The sequence below is a fragment of the Paenibacillus sp. RC334 genome (assembly GCF_030034735.1).
Taxonomy (GTDB): Bacteria; Bacillota; Bacilli; order Paenibacillales; family Paenibacillaceae; genus Paenibacillus; species Paenibacillus terrae_A.
Genome location: NZ_CP125370.1, coordinates 3,306,727 through 3,333,051 on the forward strand (window position 1 = coordinate 3,306,727; position 26,325 = coordinate 3,333,051).

Annotated in this window: 23 protein-coding genes, 5 pseudogenes and 1 riboswitch; of the genes and pseudogenes, 3 read left to right on the forward strand and 25 right to left on the reverse strand. The window is 47.6% G+C overall.

Features of this window, described 5'->3' with window-relative positions:
- Window positions 1–76: 76 nt before the first annotated feature.
- The 21 genes and pseudogenes from scpB to QMK20_RS15235 all read right to left on the reverse strand — a co-directional run bounded on the left by scpB (window position 77) and on the right by QMK20_RS15235 (window position 19,118).
- On the reverse strand, window positions 77–679 hold the full coding sequence (scpB, locus tag QMK20_RS15135; RefSeq protein ID WP_283652275.1) for an SMC-Scp complex subunit ScpB: 603 nt from the start codon (window positions 677–679) through the stop codon (window positions 77–79).
- Window positions 648–1,442 (reverse strand): segregation and condensation protein A, encoded by a 795-nt coding sequence (locus QMK20_RS15140; RefSeq protein WP_044646810.1) that lies wholly within the window; start codon window positions 1,440–1,442, stop codon window positions 648–650. The genes scpB and QMK20_RS15140 overlap by 32 nt, the downstream gene beginning before the upstream one ends.
- Window positions 1,443–1,615: 173 nt before the next feature.
- Complete coding sequence (gene ribH / locus QMK20_RS15145; RefSeq protein WP_283652276.1) at window positions 1,616–2,080, reverse strand: 6,7-dimethyl-8-ribityllumazine synthase; 465 nt, start codon at window positions 2,078–2,080, stop codon at window positions 1,616–1,618.
- A 34-nt stretch (window positions 2,081–2,114) separates the two neighbouring features.
- Window positions 2,115–2,819 carry a 3,4-dihydroxy-2-butanone-4-phosphate synthase gene (gene ribB / locus QMK20_RS15150; RefSeq protein WP_283652277.1) on the reverse strand — a complete coding sequence of 235 codons (705 nt, stop codon included), beginning with the start codon at window positions 2,817–2,819 and terminating at the stop codon, window positions 2,115–2,117.
- 28 nt (window positions 2,820–2,847) lie between these two features.
- Complete coding sequence (gene ribE, locus QMK20_RS15155; protein WP_283652278.1) at window positions 2,848–3,513, reverse strand: riboflavin synthase; 666 nt, start codon at window positions 3,511–3,513, stop codon at window positions 2,848–2,850.
- Window positions 3,514–3,845: 332 nt separating this feature from the next.
- A riboswitch (FMN riboswitch) is annotated at window positions 3,846–4,019 on the reverse strand.
- Between the two features lie 68 nt (window positions 4,020–4,087).
- Window positions 4,088–4,558, reverse strand: a complete 471-nt coding sequence (locus QMK20_RS15160; protein ID WP_283652279.1) for an IDEAL domain-containing protein — start codon at window positions 4,556–4,558, stop codon at window positions 4,088–4,090.
- Between the two features lie 221 nt (window positions 4,559–4,779).
- The gene (locus QMK20_RS15165) at window positions 4,780–7,068 is read right to left on the reverse strand and encodes a thiamine pyrophosphate-dependent enzyme (protein WP_283652280.1); all 2,289 of its coding nucleotides are present in this window, start codon (window positions 7,066–7,068) and stop codon (window positions 4,780–4,782) included.
- Window positions 7,068–8,082 (reverse strand): annotated as a pseudogene (locus QMK20_RS15170) (2-oxoacid:acceptor oxidoreductase family protein). The gene QMK20_RS15165 and the pseudogene QMK20_RS15170 overlap by 1 nt, the downstream one beginning before the upstream one ends.
- Window positions 8,083–8,333: 251 nt before the next feature.
- A complete protein-coding gene (locus QMK20_RS15175) occupies window positions 8,334–8,768 on the reverse strand; it encodes a peptidylprolyl isomerase (protein WP_014282150.1) in 435 nt (144 codons plus the stop codon).
- A 161-nt stretch (window positions 8,769–8,929) separates the two neighbouring features.
- Window positions 8,930–10,297: a diaminopimelate decarboxylase gene (gene lysA, locus QMK20_RS15180; protein WP_283652281.1), complete on the reverse strand. Its 1,368-nt coding sequence runs from the start codon at window positions 10,295–10,297 to the stop codon at window positions 8,930–8,932.
- Between the two features lie 111 nt (window positions 10,298–10,408).
- A complete protein-coding gene (locus QMK20_RS15185; protein WP_283652282.1) occupies window positions 10,409–12,103 on the reverse strand; it encodes a spore germination protein in 1,695 nt (564 codons plus the stop codon).
- Between the two features lie 26 nt (window positions 12,104–12,129).
- Complete coding sequence (locus QMK20_RS15190; RefSeq protein WP_283656287.1) at window positions 12,130–12,552, reverse strand: stage V sporulation protein AB; 423 nt, start codon at window positions 12,550–12,552, stop codon at window positions 12,130–12,132.
- Window positions 12,552–13,204: pseudogene (locus QMK20_RS15195) on the reverse strand (stage V sporulation protein AA). Before QMK20_RS15195 ends, QMK20_RS15190 begins: the two are co-directional and overlap by 1 nt.
- A 173-nt stretch (window positions 13,205–13,377) precedes the next feature.
- Window positions 13,378–14,132, reverse strand: a pseudogene (sigF, locus tag QMK20_RS15200) (RNA polymerase sporulation sigma factor SigF).
- An 11-nt stretch (window positions 14,133–14,143) separates the two neighbouring features.
- Window positions 14,144–14,599 carry an anti-sigma F factor gene (gene spoIIAB, locus QMK20_RS15205; protein WP_014282156.1) on the reverse strand — a complete coding sequence of 152 codons (456 nt, stop codon included), beginning with the start codon at window positions 14,597–14,599 and terminating at the stop codon, window positions 14,144–14,146.
- Window positions 14,596–14,949, reverse strand: coding sequence for an anti-sigma F factor antagonist (gene spoIIAA / locus QMK20_RS15210; protein WP_014282157.1), 354 nt, complete (start codon window positions 14,947–14,949; stop codon window positions 14,596–14,598). Before spoIIAA ends, spoIIAB begins: the two co-directional genes overlap by 4 nt.
- 96 nt (window positions 14,950–15,045) lie before the next feature.
- Entirely contained in the window at window positions 15,046–16,239 is a 1,194-nt protein-coding gene (locus QMK20_RS15215; protein ID WP_283652283.1) for a D-alanyl-D-alanine carboxypeptidase family protein, read from the reverse strand.
- Between the two features lie 409 nt (window positions 16,240–16,648).
- Window positions 16,649–16,915: pseudogene (locus QMK20_RS15220) on the reverse strand (ATP-binding cassette domain-containing protein); the annotation flags it as partial.
- A pseudogene (locus QMK20_RS15225) lies at window positions 16,908–17,246 on the reverse strand (ABC transporter permease subunit); the annotation flags it as partial. The pseudogenes QMK20_RS15225 and QMK20_RS15220, both read right to left, overlap by 8 nt.
- Entirely contained in the window at window positions 17,234–17,392 is a 159-nt protein-coding gene (locus QMK20_RS15230; protein ID WP_283652284.1) for a hypothetical protein, read from the reverse strand. The pseudogene QMK20_RS15225 and the gene QMK20_RS15230, both read right to left, overlap by 13 nt.
- 340 nt (window positions 17,393–17,732) lie before the next feature.
- Window positions 17,733–19,118, reverse strand: coding sequence for an MFS transporter (locus tag QMK20_RS15235; RefSeq protein ID WP_283652285.1), 1,386 nt, complete (start codon window positions 19,116–19,118; stop codon window positions 17,733–17,735).
- A gap of 111 nt (window positions 19,119–19,229) precedes the next feature.
- On the opposite strand from QMK20_RS15235, the gene QMK20_RS15240 reads away from it, so the two are divergent.
- On the forward strand, window positions 19,230–20,120 hold the full coding sequence (locus QMK20_RS15240) for a LysR family transcriptional regulator (RefSeq protein ID WP_044646823.1): 891 nt from the start codon (window positions 19,230–19,232) through the stop codon (window positions 20,118–20,120).
- A gap of 69 nt (window positions 20,121–20,189) precedes the next feature.
- Here QMK20_RS15240 and QMK20_RS15245 read toward each other — a convergent pair whose 3' ends face one another.
- On the reverse strand, window positions 20,190–20,561 hold the full coding sequence (locus QMK20_RS15245) for an iron chaperone (protein WP_283652286.1): 372 nt from the start codon (window positions 20,559–20,561) through the stop codon (window positions 20,190–20,192).
- A 197-nt stretch (window positions 20,562–20,758) separates the two neighbouring features.
- On the opposite strand from QMK20_RS15245, the gene QMK20_RS27700 reads away from it, so the two are divergent.
- Window positions 20,759–21,184 (forward strand): aminotransferase class I/II-fold pyridoxal phosphate-dependent enzyme, encoded by a 426-nt coding sequence (locus QMK20_RS27700; protein WP_404529621.1) that lies wholly within the window; start codon window positions 20,759–20,761, stop codon window positions 21,182–21,184.
- Window positions 21,185–21,281: 97 nt separating this feature from the next.
- Here the strand turns inward: QMK20_RS27700 and QMK20_RS15250 are convergent, their stop codons facing one another.
- Window positions 21,282–22,940 (reverse strand): glycosyl hydrolase family 28-related protein, encoded by a 1,659-nt coding sequence (locus QMK20_RS15250; protein ID WP_283652287.1) that lies wholly within the window; start codon window positions 22,938–22,940, stop codon window positions 21,282–21,284.
- A 203-nt stretch (window positions 22,941–23,143) separates the two neighbouring features.
- Here QMK20_RS15250 and QMK20_RS15255 point away from each other — a divergent pair, with 203 nt between their 5' ends.
- Entirely contained in the window at window positions 23,144–24,409 is a 1,266-nt protein-coding gene (locus tag QMK20_RS15255) for an O-antigen ligase family protein (protein WP_283652288.1), read from the forward strand.
- A 36-nt stretch (window positions 24,410–24,445) separates the two neighbouring features.
- On the opposite strand, the gene QMK20_RS15260 is transcribed toward QMK20_RS15255, so the two are convergent.
- Together QMK20_RS15260 and xerD are read right to left on the reverse strand one after the other, a co-directional pair.
- Complete coding sequence (locus QMK20_RS15260) at window positions 24,446–25,270, reverse strand: purine-nucleoside phosphorylase (protein ID WP_283652289.1); 825 nt, start codon at window positions 25,268–25,270, stop codon at window positions 24,446–24,448.
- Window positions 25,271–25,380: 110 nt separating this feature from the next.
- Window positions 25,381–26,325 (reverse strand): site-specific tyrosine recombinase XerD, encoded by a 945-nt coding sequence (gene xerD, locus QMK20_RS15265; protein WP_283652290.1) that lies wholly within the window; start codon window positions 26,323–26,325, stop codon window positions 25,381–25,383.

Consider the following 26,325-nt stretch of genomic DNA (forward strand, 5'->3'; position numbering starts at 1 on the left):
GCGAGGACTGGCTGTTTTCTAAATTTCGAACCTGTAACCATGAAGAGGAACCCGTAAAACAGGCTTCTGCCAGGCATCAAGACTCCGTATCATTCATAACCGGCTGGCTGTTCTCCAAACGTTCGAACAACAATTGTGTCTCTTCCTCCAGATTATCTGAGTCCTCAAACAGCTCAGGCTGCGGCAAATCCGCCAAAGAGCCCAAACCGAAATAATCCAGAAATGACTTCGTCGTTCCATACAAAATCGGCCGTCCGATGGCCTCAGCCCGACCTTTTTCCTCAATTAGCTCCTTGTTGACCAGAGTATGTATAGCCCGCTCAGATTTGACACCGCGAATATCTTCGATTTCAACTCTTGTAATGGGCTGACGGTAGGCCACAATGGCAAGTGTCTCCAAAGCCGCTTGAGACAGCGAGGCACGTGCGGGAGAATAGGCGAGCTTTTCAAAATAAGGTGCATGTTCGGATAAGGTTGCCAGCTGATAATGCCCAGCGATACGGACAATTTGCAAACCTCTTCCTCCCTGCTCCATGTCCTGCTTCATATCCTCCAGACTCTTTTCAACCAGCTCTTGCTGCTGCTCTACAATGTCGGCGATCTGCTTGGCGGACAACCCTTCCTCTCCCGCGAGAAACAGCAGTCCCTCAATAATTGATTTCAGCTTCAGATAATCCATTAACCCGTAAATCCCCTCTCCACTCCATTACAATATCATCGAAAAGCTTCTCCTGATAGCAGAAAATCTGCTTCATTTTCATCAGTTCGAGGATAGCCAAAAAGGTGACTACCACTTCATGCCGATACATATCCTCATGCATCAGCTTGGAGAACAAAAGCCGTCCTCCCGTCCCTACCATCTCCAACGCCCCGATGACCTGGCGAATACGGTCCTTGACCGAAATTTCATCGCGGTGAATACGGGTTACCGTCGTACGTCGCTCTGCTTTACGCAGCGCACGCTGAAAGGCCGCGACCAAATCGCTTGCATGTAGCCCATGCACCGGATTGGCGGGTTCGGTGGGCAGGAATGCGCTCAAATCTTCCGGCTCCTTACCATAGATCAGACTTCGTTCCCATTCACGTTCACTCAGATGGCGGGCAATCCCTTTATATTTACGATACTCCACCAGCTTGCGAACCAGTTCATCCCGCGGATCATAATCCTCTTCTTCATAAAAATCCAAATCATCATATTCCATTACAGGTGGCTTGGGAAGCAGCAATTTACTCTTAATGGATAAGAGCGTCGCCGCCATCACCAGAAACTCGCTCGTAATGTCCAGCTCCAGCTCCTGCATACTGTGCAAAAAAGCCATATACTGATCGGTAATATCACTAATCGGGATATCCTGAATATCGATCTCGGCCTTATCAATCAGATGCAACAGCAGATCTAGCGGACCCTCGAATGTTTCCAGCTTGTAATTTACGACTGTCAATGTGCTTCCCCCTGCCTTACTCCAATCATCATTCAACAATACCTTTCCCCGTTAGCACTTATGCTCGACTTTATCAATCCCTCTTTCTGTAGTATATACGTCATCGCCTTGCTTAACAATCCAATCCCTTTTTCCGGCTATAGTTATGCCGTTCTATTCAGGTAATCGCAAAATTAAAACTGCTTGCCCAGATTCGCCATCTCAATCGCAGCCAGTGCGGAATCCCAGCCTTTATTACCAGCCTTCGTACCTGCACGCTCAATAGCCTGCTCAATGTTTTCCGTCGTCACTACACCGAAAATAACAGGCACACCTGTTTTCAGACTGCTTGCCGCCACACCCTTGGCCACTTCATTGCAGACGATATCATAATGCGAGGTAGAACCACGGATCACCGTACCCAGCGTAATCACAGCATCGTATTTACCGCTTGCAGCCATTTTTTGAGCAATCAGTGAAATTTCAAAAGCGCCTGGCACCCAGGCCACATCAATCTCATCTTCCTGCGCTCCATGTCGCTGAAGTGCATCGATTGCCCCGCTTAACAGCTTACTTGTAATAAACTCATTAAATCTGCCCACTACAATACCATACTTCATACCATCCGATACGAGATTACCTTCCAGAAAACGTGCCATATAAATCAACCTCTCTTTTTTTAAATAATGAGTTTCAAAACTGTACTTTCAATGACAAACGACGACGATAATCAATCAAATCCTGAATACTGATCAGCTTCAAATGATGACGCTTGGCGATCACTGCCAAATCAGGCACCCGAGCCATGGACCCATCTTCCTTTATAATTTCGCAAATGACTCCGGCGGGTTTGGAGCCGCAGAGCCGGGCCAGATCAACAGCCGCCTCGGTATGACCCGCACGCTGCAAAACACCCCCATCGCGGGCGATCAGCGGAAACATGTGACCGGGCTTGCGGAAATCGCTTCCTGTGGCTGCTTCATCGGTCAGCGCACGCACGGTCAATGAACGCTCGGCTGCTGAAATCCCCGTTGTCGTCTCTCTATGATCCACCGACACCGTAAAGGCTGTGCCGTGGAAATCTGTATTCTGCTCCACCATCGGCTGCAATTCCAGTGCCTCTGCTCTTTGCCCTGTAATCGGCACACAGACCAACCCGCGGCCTTCGGTAATCATGAAATTAATGACCTCGGGGGACGCCTTTTCAGCCAGAGCGATAAAATCGCCTTCGTTTTCCCGTTGCTCATCATCCACCACGATCACGACTTTACCGTTCTTTAGTTCCTCCAGCGCTTCTTCAATGGAATCCAGACGAATTTCCATTTCCTGCTCCAACACACCATACTCCACTTCGTCAGCCGCTATATTTGAATGACTCTCTCTACTCCCGCTTTCCATTACGCTTTCCTCCTTATTTCTTGTGGCATCAAGCAAAGCCGTGTTTCGCCAAATAATCCAGACTCATAGGAGCTTTTTCCGGTCCCTCCGTCACCGATGATTCTCCGTAGTTCAAAAGCTGCTCCACATATTTGCCTAAAATGTCGCATTCAATATTGACGGTGTCTCCCTCACGTTTGGCCTGCAAGGCCGTCTCGGATAAAGTATGGGGGATGATAGATACGGCAAAGGTATCTCCCGTCCGCTGGGCAACCGTCAGGCTGATACCGTCGAGTGTAATCGAGCCTTTGAGAAGAATATATTTGTATATTGCCTGATCTGTAGGTGCAACTTCGTATACAACCGCATTCTGGTCTGATGTCACCCGACGAATCGTGCCCGTTCCATCCACATGTCCCTGTACGATATGCCCTCCGAACCTGCCATTCGCCGCCATAGCCCGTTCCAGATTGACCCGGCTACCGGATTTCAATTCTTTCAGATTGCTGCTTCGAAAGGTTTCCGGCATCACATCTACCTTAAAATCCTTAGTACCCACCTGTGTTGCGGTCAGACAAACACCATTCACGGAAACACTGTCTCCTATTTTCAAATCGCCCAATACCACAGAACCCGTAATGCCCAGCACCATCGCTTCTCCGCTTCTGGAAATCTGCTGAATCCGTCCCACTTCCTCGACCAATCCGGTAAACATGCCTTCACTCCTTTCCATCTAAAGTTCAGTTTATCCCTGATTCATCAGGCGTAAGCGCAAAAACCCCCAGTCCGGATCATATCCGTCATGGGGGTGATGAGAGTCGAATTTGCATTATACAAGCGCAGTCCATATACATCTTGAGACCACATGAATGATAAGTTTGCCAATAGAAAGCATGAATGAGCATACAACCAAATACGCTCAGAAGAGCCTCCGAAAAAAAGCTTGAAGAACAAGCAATCTTCCGTATGCTATCTGCAACGAAATAAGCCGTACGTACAATTACGTATGCTAAAAATCGGCACATGTCACGTCATGCACATGCGCTTCGTATCCTTCTCCCATCCAGACTATACTGTCGGTCCCGGAATTGCACCAGGTCCACCTTCTGCTGATCGTTCAGCATCCGGGTCACGGACTAAGCCGCACTGTTCATCGCAAAAGCGATTTACAGACACGTCATCACCGCCGGTGGGGAATTGCACCCCGCCCCGAAGGATCTTGCTCTTATTCAATTGAATTAGCATTAAACTTGTTACGTATATTAGCACCGACTTCTAAAAAAAGCAAGTTATCTAATGGTGGACGCTCCTGCTTTTGTTTTAACATATTGGCTGGAAAGCTCTTCAAACCAGGTTTTATCATTCATGTGAAGCGCCAGATCAATCAGATCGGCCAGTTCTTCGATCCCGAGCTGCGTAGCATGATCGAACGTAATGACCGCTGAAGCGGTTGGTCCACGGCCACCCTCCGCGCATATATCGTAATCCAGCCGTACATCAACATGCCCGTCGATAAACTCACATTTCAGAAAATAAATAATTTCGCACATTAAAATGGGGCGCACCTGCGTCTCCAGCACACAATCCATCACCTTGGCGGAATAATGCTGGTTCGTCAGCGTGAATTTGTGATCCGTCGCTGCCAGCGATGTCCGTCCAAAGTCATCCGTAAATTTCAGTTCCACTGGTGTGATATTCATGACCTTGGGTATTTGCTTCTTTATAATTTCGATTATCTCAACTGTATTCAGCTTAATCATACCTGCACCTCATTGCATCTTAAAATTCAGAGAAAGCACTAATTCAACATGTTTCACGTAGGCCTCCACTCCTATATCGGAAATCATTACCTGATTTTTTATGCTTCATCCCATAAACGACAAAAAAGATTCTTCGCGCAACAAGCGCAAAGAATCTTGATCGAACCGGTACCGTAACATCTTATAACAATGTTCAAAGTGTATTATTCAAAAAAACTGGATTATAGCTCCGAAATTTCATGTTTCTTTTTCAGAATATTCCAGCGGCGTTCAATCTCCTGATCAAAGGTAGCCAGCGTGGCTTCCTCCTTAAGAAGATGTTTTGTTTTGCCCATTAATTTGAGCCATTCCGCGGCTGGAATCCGTTTTCCCTTGTCCTCCGGATTGTACGTAATCGTCGTACTGCCTTGCTCAATCTCATACAGCGGAAAGAAACAAGATTCCACAGCGGCACCCACAATACTGGTACCCAGTCTATCCTCGGATTTCCAGTTCAGCGGACAGGCGCACAGGATTTTACCATAAGCCGTCCCCACGTTATTCGCATACCATTGTGCCTTGGCCGCTTTACGCAGCATATCCTGCGGATGGCTTTCGGCTGCGGTGAAGGCATATGGAATGTTGCAGGCTGCCATAATTTGCACCGTATCCTTGTGGTGGCCCTGTTTCCCTTTTTGCATCTTGCCTACGCCTGACGTGCTCGTCATATGACCGACCGGAGTCGAGTACGATTGCTGCGAGCCTGTATTCATGTACCCCTCGTTATCATATTCCAGCATAATCAGCTTATGGTTGCGCAGAGCAGCCCCGACAGCCGAACCCATGCCAATATCCATCCCGCCGTCACCACTGATCATAATAAAGGTCGGATCATCCGCCATCTCAATCTCATTGCGGCGCTTCATCTCCATATAAGCCTCCAGCGCTCCAGAGAGCGTAGCAGCCCCATTTTGAAAAAGATTATGGATCATCGGTTGCTTGTGTGATGTATACGGATAACCTGTTGTGACCACGTATACGCAACCTGTCTGGAACAGCACGACGATATCGCCCTCGATGCCTTTGAAAAACAGCTCCAACGCAGACAGCGCTCCACAGCCTGGACATGCCCCATGACCCGGCGTGAGACGGCGTGGTTTGGTCGTCAGCGAACGTAACGGCGGCACCTTGACCTTGAGCTTCCCGGTCGCCTCATCCGGCGTAACCTGAATCAGACCCGTACGGTACGCATCTCCCCGTGGCGGCTGCATAACCTGCGGCATGACCTTGTCCGGGGACCCCGGATTAAGCCCATAATAATCAAAAGGCTTCTCGGTCCGTCCGGCTTCCGCCGCCTCAATCGCAAGCTGGAAGAACGCCTCAGCGTCCTCCGCATAAAAATCCTTGCCGCCCAAGCCAAAAATGCGGCACAATACAAGCGTCCGATTCAGTGGGTCCTCCTGCAAGGCCGCCTTGATTTCGTGCGTCAAATTACCGCCATCGGCGCCGTACGAATCCGCACGTTCACCCACCAGCAGCGCCTTGACATGGCGCAATGCCTCACGCAGCTGCGCGGCCGGAAACGGCCGAATAATATTCGGACGAATCACACCGGCCTTAATGCCGCGCGCGCGGAGCTGATCGGCTACATCCTTAGCCGATTCAGCCGCCGAATTCAGCAGGAATACTGCAACCTCGGCATCCTCCATATGATAGAGATCCAAAATCGGATATTCCCGCCCAGATAATGCGGCATATTCTGCGGCAACCTGCTCATATACTCCTTCTGACAGCTTTAACGCCTCAGATAACTGAGCATGATTATTCGTCAGGTCATCGCCGTTCATATGCGCCCCGACAGTAACCGGATGGTCAAAATCGGAAATATTCGGATAATTCAGATTCGGGTTCGGCCCCACAAAACCGCGCACGGTTTCGGCATCGGCAAAATATTGCACCTTACGCTTCTGATGGGACGTGTAAAAACCGTCATAAGCGACCATCACAGGCAGCCGAACATCACTGTGCTCTGCGATTTTCAGCGCCATGATGTTCATATCATACACAGCCTGCGGCGTGCTTGCGGTCAAAATCACCCAGCCCGTATTCAAACCATAATACAAGTCTGAGTGATCCCCACGGATATCCAGCGGGCCACTAATAGCCCGGGTCACCAGATTCATAACCATAGGAAAACGAGTGCCGGACTGCACAGGCAACTGCTCCAGCATATACAGGAAGCCTTGCGAACTTGTTGCGTTCACAACTCTCGCTCCCGCTGCCGCAGCACCATAGCATATCCCTGCCGATCCATGCTCACCGTCTGCTGCGACCAGCTTAATGTCATGCTGACCTCTCGTTCTCATCTGATCCAGATATTGCGCCACCTCGGTCGAGGGTGTGATTGGAAAATATCCCATCATATGATAATTGATCTGCGCAGCCGCCGTAGCCGCCATTTCATTGCCGGATTCGAACGTTGTCACCTGTGCGGCGCCTGTCTGCTTGAGCTCTTCCTCCAGTTTCGCCATTACACACGACCTCCTTCATATACCGGAAACTGGTGGGCAACCCGATGCTGCTCCGCCCATCCCCATTGCTCACGGCGCGAGCTTAATGCCCCCGACGGGCAAATATCTACGCATTTCAAGCATCCTTTGCAATACTGGTAATCAATCCCTTGCAAAAATGGTAGCATTCTTCCCCGTTTGTCCGCCTGTTCTTCCCATACAAAGCAGTAATCCGGGCAAATCGAATCACACTTGGCACAATGCGTACATTTATCAGCTTCATATTCAGGCACAAAGCCCTGACGTGAACCGCTGACATCTCTCGTCATGCTGTTTCCCTGCGTGGCAATAACACCTCCCGAGGGTTGTGTTTCATAACCCAGCAAAGGCTGCGGCCGTTCAAAAATCCGATCCTGTGCATCATTCGTAACCGGATATACGTGCAGCTCCATTTCCTCAAAGCCCCGGTTAAACGTACGCAAATTAGGCTCCACCAGCTGTGGATTTTTCTTCTCAAAGGTACTGCGAATAACCGATCTCATCGCCTCCGGATCTAAAAAATCACAGACACGGAACAGCGCACCCAACATGGACGTATTCAGTTTGGTCCGCTCCTCCAGTGCGATGCCCATGGCATCCACTACCGCCAGCGTGCCGGATACCAGTCCCAAATCAGCCCGTATTTCCTCTGTCGGACGCGTGGAATTGACCACAACGATCCCATCCGCCGGAAGCCCGCTGATGACATTGACCGTTTTGTACAATGTTTCATGAAAAATGCCTACCACATGCGGTTGCTCGATCGGACTGTGATCACGGATATCTACCCCGGGATCACAGAACCGTACAAAGCTTTTGACCGGGGTTCCCTTCTTTTCAGAACCATAGGACGAAAAATTGGAAGCATTAAGCCCCAGACCAAGCACGCCCGTTTCGGCCAGCATTTTACCAGCCAGATTAGCGCCGAGTCCACCAATGGATTCCAGCCGGATTTCAAAAAAATCCGAGTCGATTTGTACGCGTTAAAATAGACAATGTGATAAGCCCCCTTCTTTTGCAAATCTTACTGTGCTTGAAAAGCTCATATCCAAAAATGGAAAATGCATTCTAATGAAAAGGCTATCACAACACTTACTTTTCGAATGTGATTTTATTCACTTTAATACCTGCGTGTTTGCGATAAAACAGCAAACCGACAAACAAAAGACAACAAAAAGCCGCACTGTCCAAAGACAGAACGGCTTAGGTGTAACGTTATACAAAAAGATCATGCATTTAACGGTATATTACGCGTCAAATACTTTAACCTCTTTCATTTTGTCGCCTTGTTTTACAGCATCAATGAATTCCATACCTTTGGTCACTTGACCAAATACAGTATGTACTCCATCCAAATGCGGCTGTGGTGCGTAGCAGATGAAGAATTGGCTTCCACCTGTGTTACGGCCTGCATGCGCCATGGACAGAACGCCCTTGGCATGCTTCGTTGTGTTCGTAGCTGTTTCGCAGTCGATTGTGTAGCCAGGGCCGCCTGTGCCTGTTCCATTAGGACAACCACCTTGGGCAACAAAGCCTGGAATTACACGGTGAAAGCTCAAGCCGTTGTAGTAGCCGCTGTTTGCCAGTTTTTCAAAGTTAGCAACCGTGTTTGGCGCTTCTTCTGGAAAAAAATCAATTTCGACGATACCGCCATTTTCAAGATCTATTCTACCTTTTTTCATTGTTTGTAGCTCCTTTTCAACCTGTTTTGAAAGCTAAATAGCATCAAGCTCCAGTTTACTATGAATTGCCGCGCTTAGCAAAGCCTTGTCCAAAAAAAGAGACCATTATCCCCGGTATATCACTTCCGGCTAAATGGTCTACTTCGTCACGCTTATCAAAATCAGGAAGAAACCGTTATCTTGGCGTTGGGATGAACCGATGAACCGGCTTGGTCACGAACCAGGCGCTGTGGCACGACATCATTCCGAACGATATCCTCATAGCTTTCCCGGCGCACCACCAGCTCGGCCTCACCATTGTTTACAAATACAACCGCTGGTCGGCGTATCCGGTTATAATTACTCGCCATGGAATAATTGTAGGCTCCGGTTGAAGCAACAGCGAGCAAATCCCCGTTGGTCGGACGCGGCAGCTCCACATCCCAAATGAGCATATCGCCGCTTTCACAGCATTTGCCCGCAATGGATACCGTCTCCTCGTTCGCATCGTACGCTCGGTTAGCCAGCATGGCTTCATACCTCGCCTGATATAGCGCTGGACGCGGATTATCCGTCATTCCACCGTCCACCGAGACGTATTTCCGTACCTGCGGAATATCCTTGATACTTCCTACCGTGTATAAGGTTGTGCCTGAATCGCCCACAATACTGCGTCCCGGCTCAATCCAGATTTCTGGAAGCTCATCATAAAGCCCGGAAAAATGAGTTTTTACCGCTTCGCCGATAGCCTGCACATAGGTGGAAATTTTCAGTGGTGTGTCCTCTTCTGTGTAACGAATGCCAAATCCCCCACCCAGATTAATAACCTTGAAAGAAAACTGAAGCTGTTCCTTGATTTCTCTGGAAAAAGCGGCAACCCGTTCGGCAGCCATTTGGAAACCGTTCACTTCAAAAATTTGCGATCCGATATGGGAATGTACCCCCAGTAAGTTCAGATGATCCAGCCTGATAGCCTGCTCCACCGCATGACGTGCTGTACCGTTCGCAATGTCAAAACCGAACTTTGAATCCTCTTGGCCTGTGCCCATATATTCGTGCGTATGCGCTTCAACCCCCGGTGTAACCCGCAATAAAATATTTACCTGCTGATTCCGCTCGGAGGCAAGGGCCTGAAGCAAATGCAGCTCCATCTCGCTGTCGACCACGAAGCAACCAATTTGCGCATCTAGCGCCATTTCAATTTCTTCCGGTGTTTTGTTGTTGCCGTGAAAATGGATTCGCTCTGCCGGAAATCCAGCTTGCAGCGCGGTGAACAACTCTCCACTGGAAACGACGTCGAGCGACATCCCTTCTTCTGCAGCCAAAGCACACATTGCCATTACGCAAAATGCTTTGCTTGCATAAGCGACTTGAAACTTCAACCCGGTTTCACGAAAAGCTTCTATAAACTCCCGGCAACGCTGGCGTACTAACTGTTCATCTACAATATATAGCGGTGTTCCAAAACGCTCCTTCAAAAACGTTGTATCACATCCGCCAATCTCCAAATGTCCATTGCTGTTAATTTTACTGCTTCCATGCAAATACATGTTCTGGCGCCTCTCTTTCTGGAACAAACAAAGTCATATTCCATCGAATGTTAACACCAGTATAGCAAAAAAAGCATCAAGAAGAATGGATTTTTATGCAGATCATTTATATTAATGTTCTTGCCTGTTGCCAGAGTTCGAATCCGTGCTTGCATCCGTGTTCGGCATGCGCGTATTGTCCCGCGTTTTGTTAGATGACGGACGGTTAGGCGCATTCAGCACAGGCATACGGAACAAGATAGAAGCCATCGCCTTGGCATTAAAAGGAATGAACGGCCACAGGTAGGAAGAATTGTATGACCGGTGCAGTGTTAGCATCAAAATGATCAGTGTCGTGCCTACGATAAAACCCGGAACGTGGAAAATAGCCACAGCGATCAGCAAAAACAGCCGGATTAGCCGATTCGCCAATCCCAATTCATAGCTCGGTGTTGCGAACATCCCGATAGCAGCCACAGCCATATACAGCACAACTTCGTTGACGAACAGTCCCGTTTTGACCGCAATATCCCCGACCAAAATGGCGGCGATCAAGCCCATCGCGGAAGCCAGCGGTGTCGGTGTATGGACAGCCGCCATGCGCATGAGATCGACCCCTAGCTCCACAATGATAAACTGTGCGATCAGCGGGAGATGGGCTTCCTTTTGAGGACCGATAAAATCAAGAAACGCCGGTTTTAGCTCGGGATTGATGACCATAAGCAGCCACATCGGAAGCAAAAACATCGAGGCAAAAATCCCTATAAAGCGAACCCAGCGCAAATAGCTCCCCATAAAAGCCGTTTGCCGATTCTCTTCTGCATGCTGGCAAAGGTCAAAAAAGGTGGTAGGCAAGATCATCACGCTGGGTGAGGTATCGACGAAAATAACGAGTCGCCCTTCCATAATATGCGAAGCCACGACATCTGGTCGCTCCGAATATCGCACTAATGGATATGGATTCCAGCCTTTATTAATTATCGTCTCCTCTAATTGCTTATCCGCCAGCGGGATGCCGTCCAGATCGACGTTTTTAATTTTGTCGCGTACGGTATCCACCATCACTTTATCCACGATATCATCAATGTAGCCCAAGCATACGTCTGTCCGGGTGCGGCGACCAACCTGCATCGCCTCAAATTTAAGGCCGGGGTCCCGCAAACGGCGGCGAACCAGACCCACATTTGTCAGCATCGTCTCTGTAAAGCCGTCACGGGCACCGCGTACGACGCGCTCCAGTGACGGCTCCTCGGGATTGCGTACCGGGTAATTACGGGTATCCAAAATGACCGAAAAGCGCTCACCTTCCATAAAGAAGGCGCTATAGCCTGTCAGCACCTTGTTGATGACAACCGACATTTTTTCGCTCTTTTCCACCTGAATATGCGGAATATAATTTTCAAAATACGATTGCAGTCCATCCGTAGACAGATCATCCGGTGTTAGATAGGTGAGCCGCTTTAGCACTTCAACCATGACTTGGTCCTTGGCAAAGGTATTCAGAAACAGATAGCCGATATGACGCCCACCTAGTGTCATCTCCCTGAATACGACGTCAAAGGTCTCCCCCAGACCGATTACTGCTTTAAGCGTTTCCCGATTATCCTTCATCCTTGGCGATATATCATCCTTACCCTGCCAATAGAGGACGGATTCCTCTACGTTATCAGAGCGCTCACTCTCTTTTTTATGTTTATAATGTGCTGACTCCTGTGCCTGCCTTTTTTTCCACGGGCTCATTTCTTCCTTGCCAGCAGTATAACCTTCATTCCCGATGGCTCCGTCCTCCTGATGATCTTGATGATCTTGATCCGGTCTATGCTCCATATCTCTTGCCCCCTTCACTTTCCTCGTTATCGGTTGTATACGAACCAGTCAAAAAACGAACCAGTCACCTTACCCAGCACCATCGCCATCAGCAAGCCAAACATATACACGGTCATATGGAGCCGCTTGGCGAGTATAGGCAAGAGATTCAGTACCTCAGTCAGTGCTGCGGCAAGTAAACCGATAAACACTCCGCAAAACAACCCCGGTATCCACGTAAGTACACCCGGCAACGGCAAGCAAATATTCCAAAAATCTGCCACCGTTCCCACCACTGAACCCAAAATCATAGATTTTTCATATGCTCGTGATTGTTTATAGGTACGGGTAAGCTGTGCCAGCCGAGGAATCATATCCAGCACAATAAAAAGTGCGATCACGCCACCACCCACCGCTACGCCTCCAGCGATACCTAAGATGATCTGAAGTACACCCTGTACATATATCATCATCGGCGCTTATCCTTCGTATGCATGCGGGCCATCTTTTCATATTCCTCCGCCACAACGTACTGATCCACGTTTTCCTGATACAGATACATTTCCACTTCCAGCGGCGTCGGCTCCTCGTTCCATTTTTTTTGAACAAATGATTAAAGAACACAATCATGCCGAAGCCGATGCCGATCGAATACGCAATCTGGAACAGATATGGATGCTCATCCTTGTGTCCGGTAATCATTTCAACAATCCGCACCTGCACCTCCATCATGCTGACGTCAGCGTGGAAATTCATAATCGTGAGCGCAGATCCAAAGAACAGAAGCAACCATACCAAAACAAACAATATTCTGGATGGCTTACGCGGTTTCTCCACGATTTCCACAAGCACATGCGGCTTGCCGAGAGATTCCACGACGACACCCGGAATGCGTTCTCTAATTTTCGAAATGATTTGCAGCATGTCCACCAGTATCAGATTACCGTCCTGCTGCTGCGGCCGCTTGAGAACAAGCTCCAGCAGATCGTTTTCCCATTCGGGATCTGCCAGCAGATGGGCTACATCTCCCAAACGCAAGTCATGCCCCTGTAACATGCGTACTCGACTGCGGAGACGTAAATAGACTATGGGAGCCACTGTAGGAGCCGGATTATGAGTCATCCGATCCCCTCCTTATCCTCGTAATTACCTTATTATGAGACGAAGCCAAGAAACATATTCTGCGCACTTTCTTTTTCTCCACGCAAAAAGGGTATTCCTGACCATTAACATGGCTTGTGAATACCCTTTTGAATTACACAGGCATGAGGATTTAGCAAAATTCCTAACCGATATTATTGAGCAATCTGATCGCGAATCGACTGCAAAATCTTTTTTCCAGCCGCGATACCTGCACCTGGGAAATACCAAGTCGGCTTGCGACCTCCGATTGGGTCTGATCGCGATAATAACGTAGATATACAATGAGCCGTTCCCGCTCAGTCAGCCCGCCGATAGCCTCATTCAGCGCCAGCTTATCGAACCATCGCTCCTGCGATTCATCAGCAATCTGATCCATGAGCGTAATCGGATCACCGTCATTTTCGAACACTGTTTCGTGAATCGAGGTTGGCGGCTTGTTAGCCTCCTGGGCAAAAACAACATCCTCTGGTGTAACTCCCAGTTCATCTGCGACTTCCTTGATCGTAGGTAAACGGTTCAGCCGTTTGGACAGCTCGTCCTTCATTTTGCGAACCTTATTGGCCGTCTCCTTTAAGGAGCGGCTAACCTTGAGCGTGCCGTCATCGCGCAGAAAACGTTGAATTTCCCCAATAATCATCGGGACCGCATACGTTGAAAATTTGACTTCATAGCTTAGATCGAATTTGTCCACCGATTTTAACAAACCGATGCAGCCGATCTGAAAAAGATCGTCAGGTTCATATCCCCGGTTCATAAAGCGCTGCACGACAGACCAGACGAGCCGGATATTACTATTGACCAGCGTCTCACGGGCATCATTATCACCGGATTGACTCAGTGCAATGAGCCGTTTGACTTCAGCATCCTCCAAATAGCTGTTCGAAGTTTTTTTTCCTCCTGCTTCCATAGGATCAACCCCTAATTATATAAAGCTTTCTTGGATTCAATCCTTTTCTTCATCCGGACCGACGTGCCTCCGCCCGGCTCACTGACTGCTTCAAACTCATCCATGAAATTTTCCATAATAGTAAAACCCATGCCGGACCGTTCCAATTCAGGCTTCGACGTATACAGTGGCTGCTTCGCCAGCTCCAAATCCTCAATCCCTCTTCCTGCATCTTCAATCACCAATGTTACCACGTCCGTTTCAATCCCAACCTTGATCGTCACGACTCCAGACGGATCGCTGTCATAGCCGTGAATAATACTGTTCGTCACCGCCTCGGACACCACGGTTTTCAGATCGCTTAGCTCGTCCATCGTCGGATCAAGCCGGGAAATAAAGGCAGCGACAGCGACGCGGGCAAACGCTTCATTCTCGGATTTGGCGGCAAACTGCAAGCTCATGAAATTGTTTCCTGTACTTTCTCTCATGACACCACCTCCAGTTCCGTGAGCGCATTTCCCTCGTTTTCATATACAGGCATGATTTTAAACAAGCCTGACATATCCAGCAGTCGGTGTACCGGCGGATTGACATCACAGACAGCCATCTTCCCGCCCTTTTGTTTAATCAGCTTGTAACGTCCCAAGATAACGCCAAGGCCGGAGCTGTCCATAAACTGGAGATTCTTCAAGCTGAGCACGATATGCTCGCATTGGCGGCGCTGAATCGCCTCATCCATTTGCATACGGACCATGTCCGACGTATGGTGATCAAGCTCACCGGACAGCCTTACAATCAGCACCCCCCGGTGATGCTCCATTTCAATTTGCAGGTTCATGCTTACTCACTCTCCTCCCGGTCTTGGACAAGGATTTCTACGCAGCCGCAGACGATTCCTGCCCTCCGACAAAACTAGAAGAAAACCCCTTAAAATCTACAAAGAAAACAGATTCGACATGGTACGTTTAAACAATTTCCACCATCCAGCCTTCTCCACCGCTACGGGTGCGGTTATGTTAAACTCCTTGAGCCGTTTACCATCCTGATAGACAACCAGCTTGCCGACCGGATCACCTGCACGGACAGGAGCTTTCAGACTTGGAGCGAGTTGCAGCTCATGACGCAGTGTTTCCTTAGTTCCTCCCTTTTTCACCAGCACACTGTAGGAACGATCTGCCTGAATTTTCAGCTCCGGCAGTACACCCTTCTCGACTTTCACGCTTCCCAGCAGGTCACCCGGCTTGTACACTGATTTCATCGTGTATTGGGAAAAAGCATAATCGAACATGGAAGATACTTCATTGTTACGTGTTTTAGTATTCGGTTCGCCAAGTACGACAGCGACTACACGCATACCATCACGCTTGGCAGTAGCGGAAAGGCAAAATTTCGCTTCCCCTGTATAGCCTGTTTTCAGCCCGTCCGCTCCTGTATAGAAACGAACCAGCTTATTCGTATTCACCAACCAAAACGGCTTGGCCGAGGATTTGCGTAAATAGTCCTGATACGCTCCTGTATATTTTGTAATTTGAGGATATTTCAGCAGTTCACGGCTCATGACCGCAATATCATGCGCAGAAGAATAGTGATTTTTTACCGGCAAACCGTTGCAATTGGCAAAATGGGTATCCTTTAAACCAAGCTGCTGCGCCTTGGCATTCATCAATTCGACAAAAGCCTGCTCAGAGCCCGCAATTTTCTCAGCCATCGCCACGGAAGCATCGTTGCCGGAAGCCATCGCCACTCCCTTAAGCATCTCATCGACCGTCATTTCTTCTCCGGGCTCCAGAAAAATTTGCGATCCGCCCATCGAAGCCGCATATTCGCTGGCCCGTACTTTGTCGGTCAGCTTGAGTTTGCCATCATGAATAGCCTCCATCGTCAGCAGCATAGTCATAATTTTGGTAATACTCGCCGGAGGAAGCTTTTCACGGCTATTTTTTTCATAGATGACTGTACCCGTATCCGCATCCATCAGGATCGCTGAGAGAGCCTCGGGAGCCAGCTCAGCCGCAGAACCCTCCTTGGGCTTGCTTTCAGGTTTGCTTTCCTCGGCCCAACCGCCGACGGGGACAGCAGTCAAGGCTACAAGACAAGCCAGGATGAACGCTACCACTTTTTTCTTCACAATCGGTTCCCTCCTCAACATATTGGCGTAAAGCACCGGAGCCCGTAAGCTTACTCCTCCGGCCTATTCGCGTGCTGCTAACCATTGTCGTCAGATTGGATGAAAAATATTCCATACACCTGAAAACATCAAATAGCACCAAGCTGAGTCAGCATGGTGCAGATTTTCCAAAATTAAACTGTACCCTTTTATTTCAAAAAGACTTTTTATCCGTTTATACAAATTCTCATCTCTAAGCAGACAGTATTCTTTTTAGATTACCGCTATTGACTTGTAGGGCGAATGATCATTTTATTAATAGCTACATCCGAAGGTTAGTCGTAACCATTCCTTGCGATATAATTGTTGTACGAATATTGTTGGCATACTCCTCTTTACGCAGACCCTCAGAAATCGTACGCACAGCAAACTTGGTACCAACCCGCTCAAGTAAACGCAGTGCTGTATCGCGCGCTTCCCGTTCATTTAATATCCCGAGTTCTCTGGGTGCAAACATGATATTTTTTAGTACACTGAAATGAGGAAACAGGTTGAAATGCTGAAACACCATACCAATATTCTCGCGTGCTTTGTGACACAGACAACTTCACCTTCGGTGACCGACATATCGATTTCCTTTCAGAACCTGATTCGTGCCAAAACTTTTCTTTAATCCTTCAACCTTAATTTTACCCACGACGAACCTTCACCTCCAGATAGTCAGCAATTTTAGTCAATGTTATGATGACAATCTTACCTGATTGCGTCAACTCCACAAGGCCAATGACGGATAAGATCGACGTATCTTTCAATGTAATAACCATCTAATTAATAAATGAAGGGATCATAATCCGTATTGCCTGAGGAATTACGATCTTCATCATAGCTTTACGATAAGGAAGTCCCAGGGAACGGGCGGCTTCCATCTGTCCACGATCAACCGATTGAATTCCCCCGCGGAAGATATCCACAAATACGGTAGCAACACCACGAAGGAACTTATTTTGTCCCACTTTCATAAAGCCAAAGATGCACTCCCCTGCAAGGTCATCTTCTTCTCGTCCAGCCGGGCTTGAATTCGGTATTGAGTAAGCGCCTGAGCTTCAGCATCCCCTGTGGCTTGTGAAATGGCAGATACAGGAGATGGTTTAGCGGTAGCGCTACCCGTACTCATGATTGGGCATGTTGTCAGAACCAGAGCGAGTTTGCTGACTGCTGTTTTTCTGATTAGATTTGATGTTAATGAACTTGAATGGTTGATATAAATCTCTCCCTCGAATGGATTGTGAAGCACAGATGCAAGTATAGAAGGCCAACTTTACCCTGTATTAATACGTATCTTAAATTTCGTTTAAAAAAAGTGGCTGTTTGTATTAAACAGGCATCATAAGTGAAAAGTGACTACCTTCCTCACCTAAGGATTGGACGAATATCCGATGTTTTAAATAGCTCAAAACAAAAAAACCGCCATTGCGGCGGTTCTAATTCGACGTTGAATCCTGATTATGTCCGAACTATAACGCTTGCGTGCCCGAGGATCGCTGGGGACGTAAGTTCATGATGATCAAAGATGTGGAAAATAAAGTAAGGATGACCCCTAGCAAGTGGATTCCCATTACACTGAACGTATCTCCCATGATGATTCCGATTAACAATGACGACAAAATGGTACCGAGGTATCGCGAAGTATTAAAAATACCCGAGGAGACACCAATCATTTCTTTTGGTGTGCTCTTGAACAGGGCAGCCTGCATGCCGACGCTATTCAATCCGTTACTTATACCAAATACAGCCAAGGCGAGGATTACACTGAACATCGGCGAAGCTTCATTCAAGGTGATGATTAATACGGACCCGAATGTCATTAACACTGCAGAAAGGATTAAAGCCAGCCGCGTTCCAGATTTGTCGATCCAGCGTCCTGCGAGAGGAGAACTGATAAGTGAACATAAACCGAGGGTTAGCATAATTATTCCTGTATGAATTTCGTTAAGATGACGTACTTGCTGCAAATAAGACGGTATTCCAAAAAACAGAGCGTAAAAAAGAGTGTTAACCAGCATAAATTGTACATTCACCCAGGTCATTTCGGGATATGTAGCAAATGCCCGCAGAGGAATAAAGGGGGATGGTGTTTTCAATTCATGTCGTATAAAAGTTGCTAATGCAATCAAACCGATCCCCCCTACCATAAGGTGCCATGTTGAAAGATGTCCGGTTGATTTGACTGAAAGCAAGCTAATTAGCAGAGTCACCAAAGCGACTGTGAACAAGAGTATGCCCGGCGCATCAATCAGCAGGAGCCATTTCCTGATGGACATGTCACCAGAGGTGGATTTGAATGACTCCTCTTTGGGAATGGTTTTCCAGGCGAAGATAAAGCTTGCGATTACAAATGGAATATTAACAAGGAATATGCTGGGCCAGTCCCACCAATGAATCATTACACCACCAATAAAAGGGCCTACCGCTGCTGCTCCGGATAGGAACATCGCAAGGACAGACAAGGCGGCTGCCTGTTTCTCAGTAACATGGATTCTTACAATCGCCATTCCGACGGCTACCATCATGCTTGTGCCGACAGATTGAACGATCCGGAATACGATGAGCCAAGAAAAGCCAGGAGATAACGGAGCTAACATGGAGGAAACGAAGACAACAACCAGACCGATAAGGAATATCTTTCTGCGGCCGAACAGATCACTGCACTTGCCCATGACCGGTTGAGCTACAGCACTCGCAATGTAAAAGGAAAAAATAATCCACGAAACGGTCGTAACATCAAGTTGATACACATGTTGCAGTCTTGCAATGGCTATAGATATCATGGAGGAATTTAACGGATTCAGCATGATTCCCAAGCCGACAGATATCATTAACCATATATTTCGAGCGTTCATTTTGTATATACCCCCTTCTTCTCTGATCATCTTAATGGAATCCTGTTATTTATTCCAACGCATTTTATGTTATGATTTGATGAACTAAAAGGAATAAGAGAGTGGTGCGAAATGGAGCTTCTTCAGCTACGCTATTTTCTGACGTTAGCCCGGTGTGAACATGTTACGGAAGCTGCGGGTAAGTTGCATGTCACTCAATCCTCACTGAGCAAAACGATACAGCGATTGGAGGATGACTTGGGTTCACCGTTATTTGATCGATTGGGCAGAAAGCTGCGGCTAAACGAATTCGGAAGAACATTCCTTCGCCGGACCGAAAAAGCCCTATTCGAATTGGAACAGGGAAAGCAGGAAATTGCTGACCTCTCCAACCCGGATCACGGTACACTCCAATTGGCGGTCACCACAGCAAGCACATTGCCAGGTATCTTGCGGGAATTCCGGAAAAATAAGCCGAACACCCAGTTTCATGTACAAATGGTAAATTTGGAAGACATGTCTACACTTCTTCATCGAGGGGAGATCGATTTTTGCCTGTCCTCTCCTCCGATCCAAGGTGATGATATCGACTGTCAGATCCTATTCGAGGACCCCATCGTAGTAGCGGTGCCTCTTGGTCATCGATATGCGGATCGAAGCAGCATCACATTAGCAGAGCTTAAGGATGAGTGGTTTGTGGGTGTGAAAAAAGGATACGGCATTCGTGATCTGGTGGACTCCAAATGCCAATCAGTCGGGTTTGTACCGAAGTATGTATATGAAGGAGATGAGCCTGCAAGATTAATCGCACTAGTGGAAGCGGAGATTGGGCTTGCCTTTATACCAAGTACAGCAAGAAACCCACAGCAACGCATTGCATATCTTCCGATAGAAGATCAGAGACTTGTGCGGGAGATTGCTTTATTGTCGCAAAAAAACAGATATATCTCGAAAGCAGCTATCGCGTTTCGCAGCGTTGTTATAGACTATTTCGGTGCAATGTCCAAACCAATTGATGAATGACCATCCCGAAGACCCCGCTCTCCATTGTATGTGAGAGCGGGGTCTTTTCTTTTAGGGTATCCGCTATGCCTATTTCCGCCAAAAAGTTGAACAGTTTGCCTTCTCCGTAATATTGAATTCAATCATTCTTTCCAGTAATGAGAAATCAACCGGCCCATCCCACCGGATACGCACCAACTCCTTGGTGTGATCATAACCGGCCTTCGCAATTTCATTGGAAAAATGATTAATCCCAGCCTTTTCAGGCGCCACAGCCAAATGATGTTTGGATACACTAAATCCAATAATAAATGTGCCATGATCGGTAAACATGGGCTGATTCCACGCTATTTTTGGTACTAAATGTGGGTACTTCTTTGTAATCCACTCTAGAATTTCTTCCGTTCGATCCCGATGTCCCAGGTTATCAATTCGTGCTAGATATTCTGCAAAAACGTCCATGTGATCTTCTCCTAACCCAGATTTAATTCGCATACTTAATCTTGAAAAACCCTCTGGTCCAGATTTACCAAAGGGTTGAAATAATATACTGGTTATGACTCAATATAAGCAGCAGAAGTAACGATATTGATTTTCTTCGTTGTTGCACTCCAAAACAAAACTAAACCGTCATTGGTTTCGAAAGAACTCAAGATGAGATTGATTGGGCAGCTTTAGAGCATAATTTTCAAAGCAATATGATTAAATTTTTTTATACTATCCCACGTTTCCATAATCCGTTAGGAACTCCGTACACGGCAAAAGATAAGCAACGACTGGCAGAACTCGCCAAAGCCTATGACGTTTACATCGTTGAAGACAATTATCTAGCAGATCTGGAAACAAACAGTAAAGCTGATCCAATACACGCGTATCATGGGGCCAGTCATGTCATTTATCTCAGAAGTTTCTCCAAAGTGCTGTTGCCTGGATTAAGGATTTCTGCTGCCGTTGTCCCCAATTCACTAATTCCATTAATGCAATGGCACAAACATACAGCGGGTTTAAGCACCTCAGTGCTATCCCAAGGTCTGCTTGAGAATTATATGAGTCGGGTATGTACGATCATTATGCAAAGCAGATGAAATCCTTGTACCATGAGCGCATTAAACATCTAAAGGAAGTTTCACAGCAATTACTACCCAAAAATGAAAGAACGTCTATCGTCTACTTGAAAGCGACTTACATTCGGCTGATCGTGAGATACGTAAGTCCTCCACCCGGTAAAATATCCGTTTTATTTTGGCTGAACACCCGTATATCAATGAAAGAATCGGCCTCCAGCTTCAGTTCAATCGTTCCACTCAAAGCACTGTAGTTCGGCCCGCCAATCACCCGATCATCAAGATAAGCATACGCCGAGCTGCCGGCAACCTGTTCATCATTCACATGGAGCGCCAGCCGTGTACGATTGCCATCCACTTGAGGATCTGTCGAAATATAGGCTTGTATTCTGTACTTCCCGGCTTGTTTGGCCCGCCAACGGCTGCCCGTTGCCTCAAACTCGGTCAGTTCATCATAGCTGATCTGGTTGAAGTTTACCTTCTGCCAACTGCCTGCGAGGATATTTTGTCTTGCTCCCAGATAGGCTTTGACAAAGGTTTTATCCAAATGCTCGATTCCGTTGTTCGAATATTTCTCTACTAGCAGCAAAGCCTGCCCTGTCCCGTTGTTTTTATAATAACGGTTATCCACGTAATTGAAATCCAAATGCGAACGAAGCGTCGCCTGCTGAGTGGATGAGCTGCCGGAGAAGGAAACCAGATTCCTCAAATTGCGTGGATATCCACCCACCTCATCCACTAAAATTTTTTTACCAATGACCACATCTACAAAATAGTCACATACTGACCAGTAGTTGTCGTCGTTTTTGTCCCTGAATTTGTCCGCGATAGCTAAAATGGAGTCGCGAAGAGCGACATTCTTCGTCTCCTTCGTGGCACCAATTTGAATAAAAGACGGAACCGTCACTCTATGTTCTAAGCTTAGCCCCTCAAACCAGCAGCCTATAAATTCGGCATTCATAAAATCATCAATTCGAATGGGTATATCACTTGAGCTTCCGTCCTTAATGTGCTGGCTGGCCAAAAATCTGGCGCCATTGGAGCTATTCAGATCGAGCGCCGTATCATTCCCCAGTGTAAAAAGCGCAAGGCTGGTAAACTGTGAACTTCTGTTCTGCAAGTGAATACCCGTTTTATTGTAATTAATCTCCGTACAATTAAATAAATCCACATCGCTTTCGTAGCCCCAAAAAGCCGTCTCAAAATGCTCAATCAACACATTATCCAGCGTAACTCCGCCGCCCTTCCAATCTTGAATGCCTAAAGTACCTTTTCCATAATATCCGCGCTTTACTTCCTGAGAAAAAGGATTATTTAATGCTGCTCGATCCGTCCCTTCGTACCGGATGGCCAGGTCATGAAACTGCACATTTTGAAAGCCGCTAAACGATGGAAGACTCTCGTCTCCAATTTGAAAACAAGGACCCGTACCATAGTATTCAATCGACGTAACCCCCTTACCCTGTCGGTATCTGCCCTTATGAATGCCAAAAATGCGTACGCCCTGTTTGCGAATCTGAAGGGTGGAGGTTATTTTGTATCGTCCACTTGGGATATGAAGTATGGAATAGTCGGGAGTCTTATTGATCAGTTCCTGCAAAGCTGCCGTATCGTCCTGGACACCGTCACCTACTGCTCCAAACCAGCTAGCATTTACACTACGTTGGATGAATTCCTTTTCAATGCTTTTAAAGTTTTCATTTAATTGCTGCGGCGTTAGCTCTGTGCCCGTACCACTCAAATTCAACTTCAAACGATCTGTGAAACGATCCGTCACCCGAACACCCCCATTTATAAAAACTTTGAAAATATATCTTTCAGACAGAGCTGAAGGATTTTGCATTTTCTTAGCATGGACTGAGTATATGCACGGGACAGCTTGCTCTACACTTGAGAAAATGAAAATAAAAAATTTTATTATTGCACAAAAAGATACATTTTGTATAAAATAGATACATATCGTATCCGGGTGGTGAATGTGTGAAGACTGTCCTTACAGTGGTCGGTTTACTGGCTTTTTCCATTCCTTATGCCTGTCAGGGCTTGTCTCCCAGAGTGATCGCAATTTCCCTGCTTATCCTGTTGTTTAGCTATCTGATGCTGTTGCCCTCGCTAAAGCCACTGATCGCAACCTTGGCTGATAATCCGTTGCTGACCTTGCTCATGATGTACATAGCTGCCTCCTGTTTATGGGCTGAACAGGAACAGACCTCATCCATGCTGATGGTGCTTAAATTCGTTACTTTTTCCACCTTCGGACTTTATCTGGTTACCCATTATACGACGCAAGGCTGCATCCGCCTGTTGGTCATTACGTTAAGTATTTTGAGCGTACTCAATCTACTGGCGGTAGTGCTCGTTCCCTCCTTTGCCATTCATGGGGGCGTCGAACATACAGGGCTGTGGAAAGGCATTTCCGGTCATAAAAACACACTGGGAACGCTCTCTCTGCTATGTTTTGTTTCACATGTCATTTATTTTTTCAGGGGAACACGCAAAGCTTTGCATGTTGGCTTTATTTTGCTGAATGCCTTACTGCTCATCAAATGCCAATCTACCACCTCGTTGCTGCTAACTTCTTCCCTGTTCACGTTCATCCTGTTTATATTGCTATTCAAAAGAATCCGAAGCGTTGCGCTGCGTGGTTTCTTCATTAGCAGCTCCTGCCTGCTTGTGCTTTTGGGTCTCGTGTTCGCCTTTATTTACGGGGATGCGATTGCATTGGAATTCGGCAAGACAACAACCTTGACTGGAAGAACAGAGATCTGGCAGGGGATTGCAGGCGCCATTGACAGTCACTACTGGTTTGGTCATGGTTACGGTTCCTTCTGGGCAAACCGGCCCAGCATCTATGCCAATGGAATCCGATTTGATCTGACAAGCAGTCACAGCGGGTTTCGGGATCTGTGGATCGATATCGGCCTCACAGGACTGTTGGCAACCATTACACTCGCCATAACCACTTTATTTAAATTCAGAATCGGTAAAACCGATATGTATACATGGCTGACGGCAGCTGTCTTTTTCCTATTCATTGTATTAAACAATATTACGGATAGCCGCTTTCTGAATTCTCTGGCCATCTACTGGATCATATTCGTTGTTATTGTGATTAAGGTACAGGAACGGCATAGACTGACAGTAGCAGAAAAGGCGAATACGAAAGCCATACAGCACGCCTCCATCACATTAGGAACTACCAACCGAACAGCACGCAAAAAAGAACCCCGTTTTCCTACGCCTTAAATGGCGTTTGGAACGGGGTTCTTGGGATGTGACAACCTACATTTGTGGAATAATCGCCAATACGAGATTCAAAAATTTCTCACGTACCTTCTCTGCTGTCTCCATTACTTCATCGTGGGACAGAGGCTGATCCAAAATGCCTGCCGCCATGTTCGTGATACAGGAGAAGCCCAGCACCTCAATGCCTGCATGACGGGCTACAATGACCTCGGACACCGTGGACATACCCACTGCATCTGCACCCAGTGTGCGCAGCATAACGATTTCAGCAGGCGTTTCATAGTTTGGACCCAGCAATCCGGCATATACGCCTTCCTGCAAGCTGAAGCCCTGCTGAGCAGCGGTTTGCTTGGCAATCTCGCGCAAGCGACGGCTGTATGCCTCTGACATGTCAGGGAAGCGAACACCCAGAGCCGCATCGTTCGGTCCAATCAGCGGATTTTGTCCGGTCAGATTGAGATGATCCGAGATAACCATCAGATCGCCCGGCTCGTAAGACGTATTGACACCGCCTGCCGCATTCGTCACCAGCAGACTTTGAATACCCAATTGCTTCATGACCCGAACCGGGAAAGCCGTAAGCTGCGGGCCATAGCCCTCATACATATGGAAGCGGCCCTTCATCATAACTACAGCGCGACCTTCAATGGTACCTAGCAGCAATTCTCCTTCATGACCTTCTACCGTCGATACGGGAAAATGGGGGATATCCTGGTAAGGAATACTAATTCCATCCTGAATCAAATCGGCCAGAATGCCGAGACCCGAGCCCAAAATAAGGCCGATTTCCGGACGGATTCCGCTCTTGGCACGGATATAATCTGCTGCTTCCTGGATCGTAGCTTGGTTGGCTGTTGACATCAATATCTCTCCTGTCTTGTACAATCGTTAGTTATAGTTGCTGTTATCGTTATTACTGTGATCGTTACTATAATGATGACTACAATCATCACCATTAGTAAATCGTCTCGTCATATACGATCCTTCCTGTCGCTGGACGGACGATTGCCGCCGTGCGGGTGATGCTTTTCGTATACTTCCTTCATACTTCGCTTGGCTGTCTGCGCATAAACCTGCGTCGTGGACAGATCGGCATGGCCCAGCATCTCCTGTACGGAGCGCAAATCCGCTCCGCCCTCCAGCATATGTACCGCAAAAGAATGCCGCAGGGTATGCGGTGTAATATCCCCGCTTATGCCTGCTTCCTGACCATACTTCTTGATCATTTTCCAGAAACCCTGTCTGCTGAGACGCTGACCGGACACATTGAGGAACAAGGCTTCCTGTTCTATCTGAGCCTCCTCACCCTGCCCGGACCGCAGCAACAACGCACGCTGCTCGTCCATATACGCTTGTGCCCACTGCGATGCCTCACGGCTGATCGGCACGACACGCTCCTTCCCCACCTCACCGCCACAGTGAACGAAACGCAGATCGGTGCGTACATCACGCACGTTCAGGGCGATCAGCTCGGATACACGGATGCCTGTCGCATACAGCAGTTCCAGCATCGCCTTGTCCCGTCCCCCTTGCGGGGTGGAAACATTCGGCGCTGCCAGCAGACGCTCTATCTCATCCTGCGTGAGCACAGAAGGCTTCTTTTTGTTGGCCTTCGGCAGCTCCAGCAAGACAGACGGATCATGCCCCGTAATCCCCTCCCGAATGAGAAAATGGAAAAAGGAGCGGATAGAGGCTACGCTGCGCGAAATCGTCGCTGCGGCTTTTCCCTGTTCCTTCAAACGTCCCAAATACAGCACCAGATGGGAGCGTTGAATATTGTCCGGCTGCTCAATGCCGCAGCTTTCAGCGAACTCGACAAACTGCTGCACGTCCCGCTGATACGCTTCCAATGTGCTGGGCGACAAGCCCTTTTCGTCTTCCATATATCGAACAAAAGGTTGAATATACATTTTCAT

What these genes read in the sequence shown, in the direction of transcription:
- scpB (WP_283652275.1), bottom strand. Translation starts at nt 679, where the DNA reads ATGGATTATCTGAAGCTGAAATCAATTATTGAGGGACTGCTGTTTCTC.
- ribH (WP_283652276.1), bottom strand. Translation starts at nt 2,080, where the DNA reads ATGGCACGTTTTCTGGAAGGTAATCTCGTATCGGATGGTATGAAGTAT.
- ribB (WP_283652277.1), bottom strand. Translation starts at nt 2,819, where the DNA reads ATGGAAAGCGGGAGTAGAGAGAGTCATTCAAATATAGCGGCTGACGAA.
- ribE (WP_283652278.1), bottom strand. Translation starts at nt 3,513, where the DNA reads ATGTTTACCGGATTGGTCGAGGAAGTGGGACGGATTCAGCAGATTTCC.
- QMK20_RS15160 (WP_283652279.1), bottom strand. Translation starts at nt 4,558, where the DNA reads ATGATTAAGCTGAATACAGTTGAGATAATCGAAATTATAAAGAAGCAA.
- QMK20_RS15165 (WP_283652280.1), bottom strand. Translation starts at nt 7,068, where the DNA reads ATGGCGAAACTGGAGGAAGAGCTCAAGCAGACAGGCGCCGCACAGGTG.
- QMK20_RS15175 (WP_014282150.1), bottom strand. Translation starts at nt 8,768, where the DNA reads ATGAAAAAAGGTAGAATAGATCTTGAAAATGGCGGTATCGTCGAAATT.
- lysA (WP_283652281.1), bottom strand. Translation starts at nt 10,297, where the DNA reads ATGTATTTGCATGGAAGCAGTAAAATTAACAGCAATGGACATTTGGAG.
- QMK20_RS15185 (WP_283652282.1), bottom strand. Translation starts at nt 12,103, where the DNA reads ATGGAGCATAGACCGGATCAAGATCATCAAGATCATCAGGAGGACGGA.
- QMK20_RS15190 (WP_283656287.1), bottom strand. Translation starts at nt 12,552, where the DNA reads ATGATATATGTACAGGGTGTACTTCAGATCATCTTAGGTATCGCTGGA.
- spoIIAB (WP_014282156.1), bottom strand. Translation starts at nt 14,599, where the DNA reads ATGAGAGAAAGTACAGGAAACAATTTCATGAGCTTGCAGTTTGCCGCC.
- spoIIAA (WP_014282157.1), bottom strand. Translation starts at nt 14,949, where the DNA reads ATGAACCTGCAAATTGAAATGGAGCATCACCGGGGGGTGCTGATTGTA.
- QMK20_RS15230 (WP_283652284.1), bottom strand. Translation starts at nt 17,392, where the DNA reads ATGAGTACGGGTAGCGCTACCGCTAAACCATCTCCTGTATCTGCCATT.
- QMK20_RS15235 (WP_283652285.1), bottom strand. Translation starts at nt 19,118, where the DNA reads ATGAACGCTCGAAATATATGGTTAATGATATCTGTCGGCTTGGGAATC.
- QMK20_RS15240 (WP_044646823.1), top strand. Translation starts at nt 19,230, where the DNA reads ATGGAGCTTCTTCAGCTACGCTATTTTCTGACGTTAGCCCGGTGTGAA.
- QMK20_RS15245 (WP_283652286.1), bottom strand. Translation starts at nt 20,561, where the DNA reads ATGGACGTTTTTGCAGAATATCTAGCACGAATTGATAACCTGGGACAT.
- QMK20_RS15260 (WP_283652289.1), bottom strand. Translation starts at nt 25,270, where the DNA reads ATGTCAACAGCCAACCAAGCTACGATCCAGGAAGCAGCAGATTATATC.
- xerD (WP_283652290.1), bottom strand. Translation starts at nt 26,325, where the DNA reads ATGAAAATGTATATTCAACCTTTTGTTCGATATATGGAAGACGAAAAG.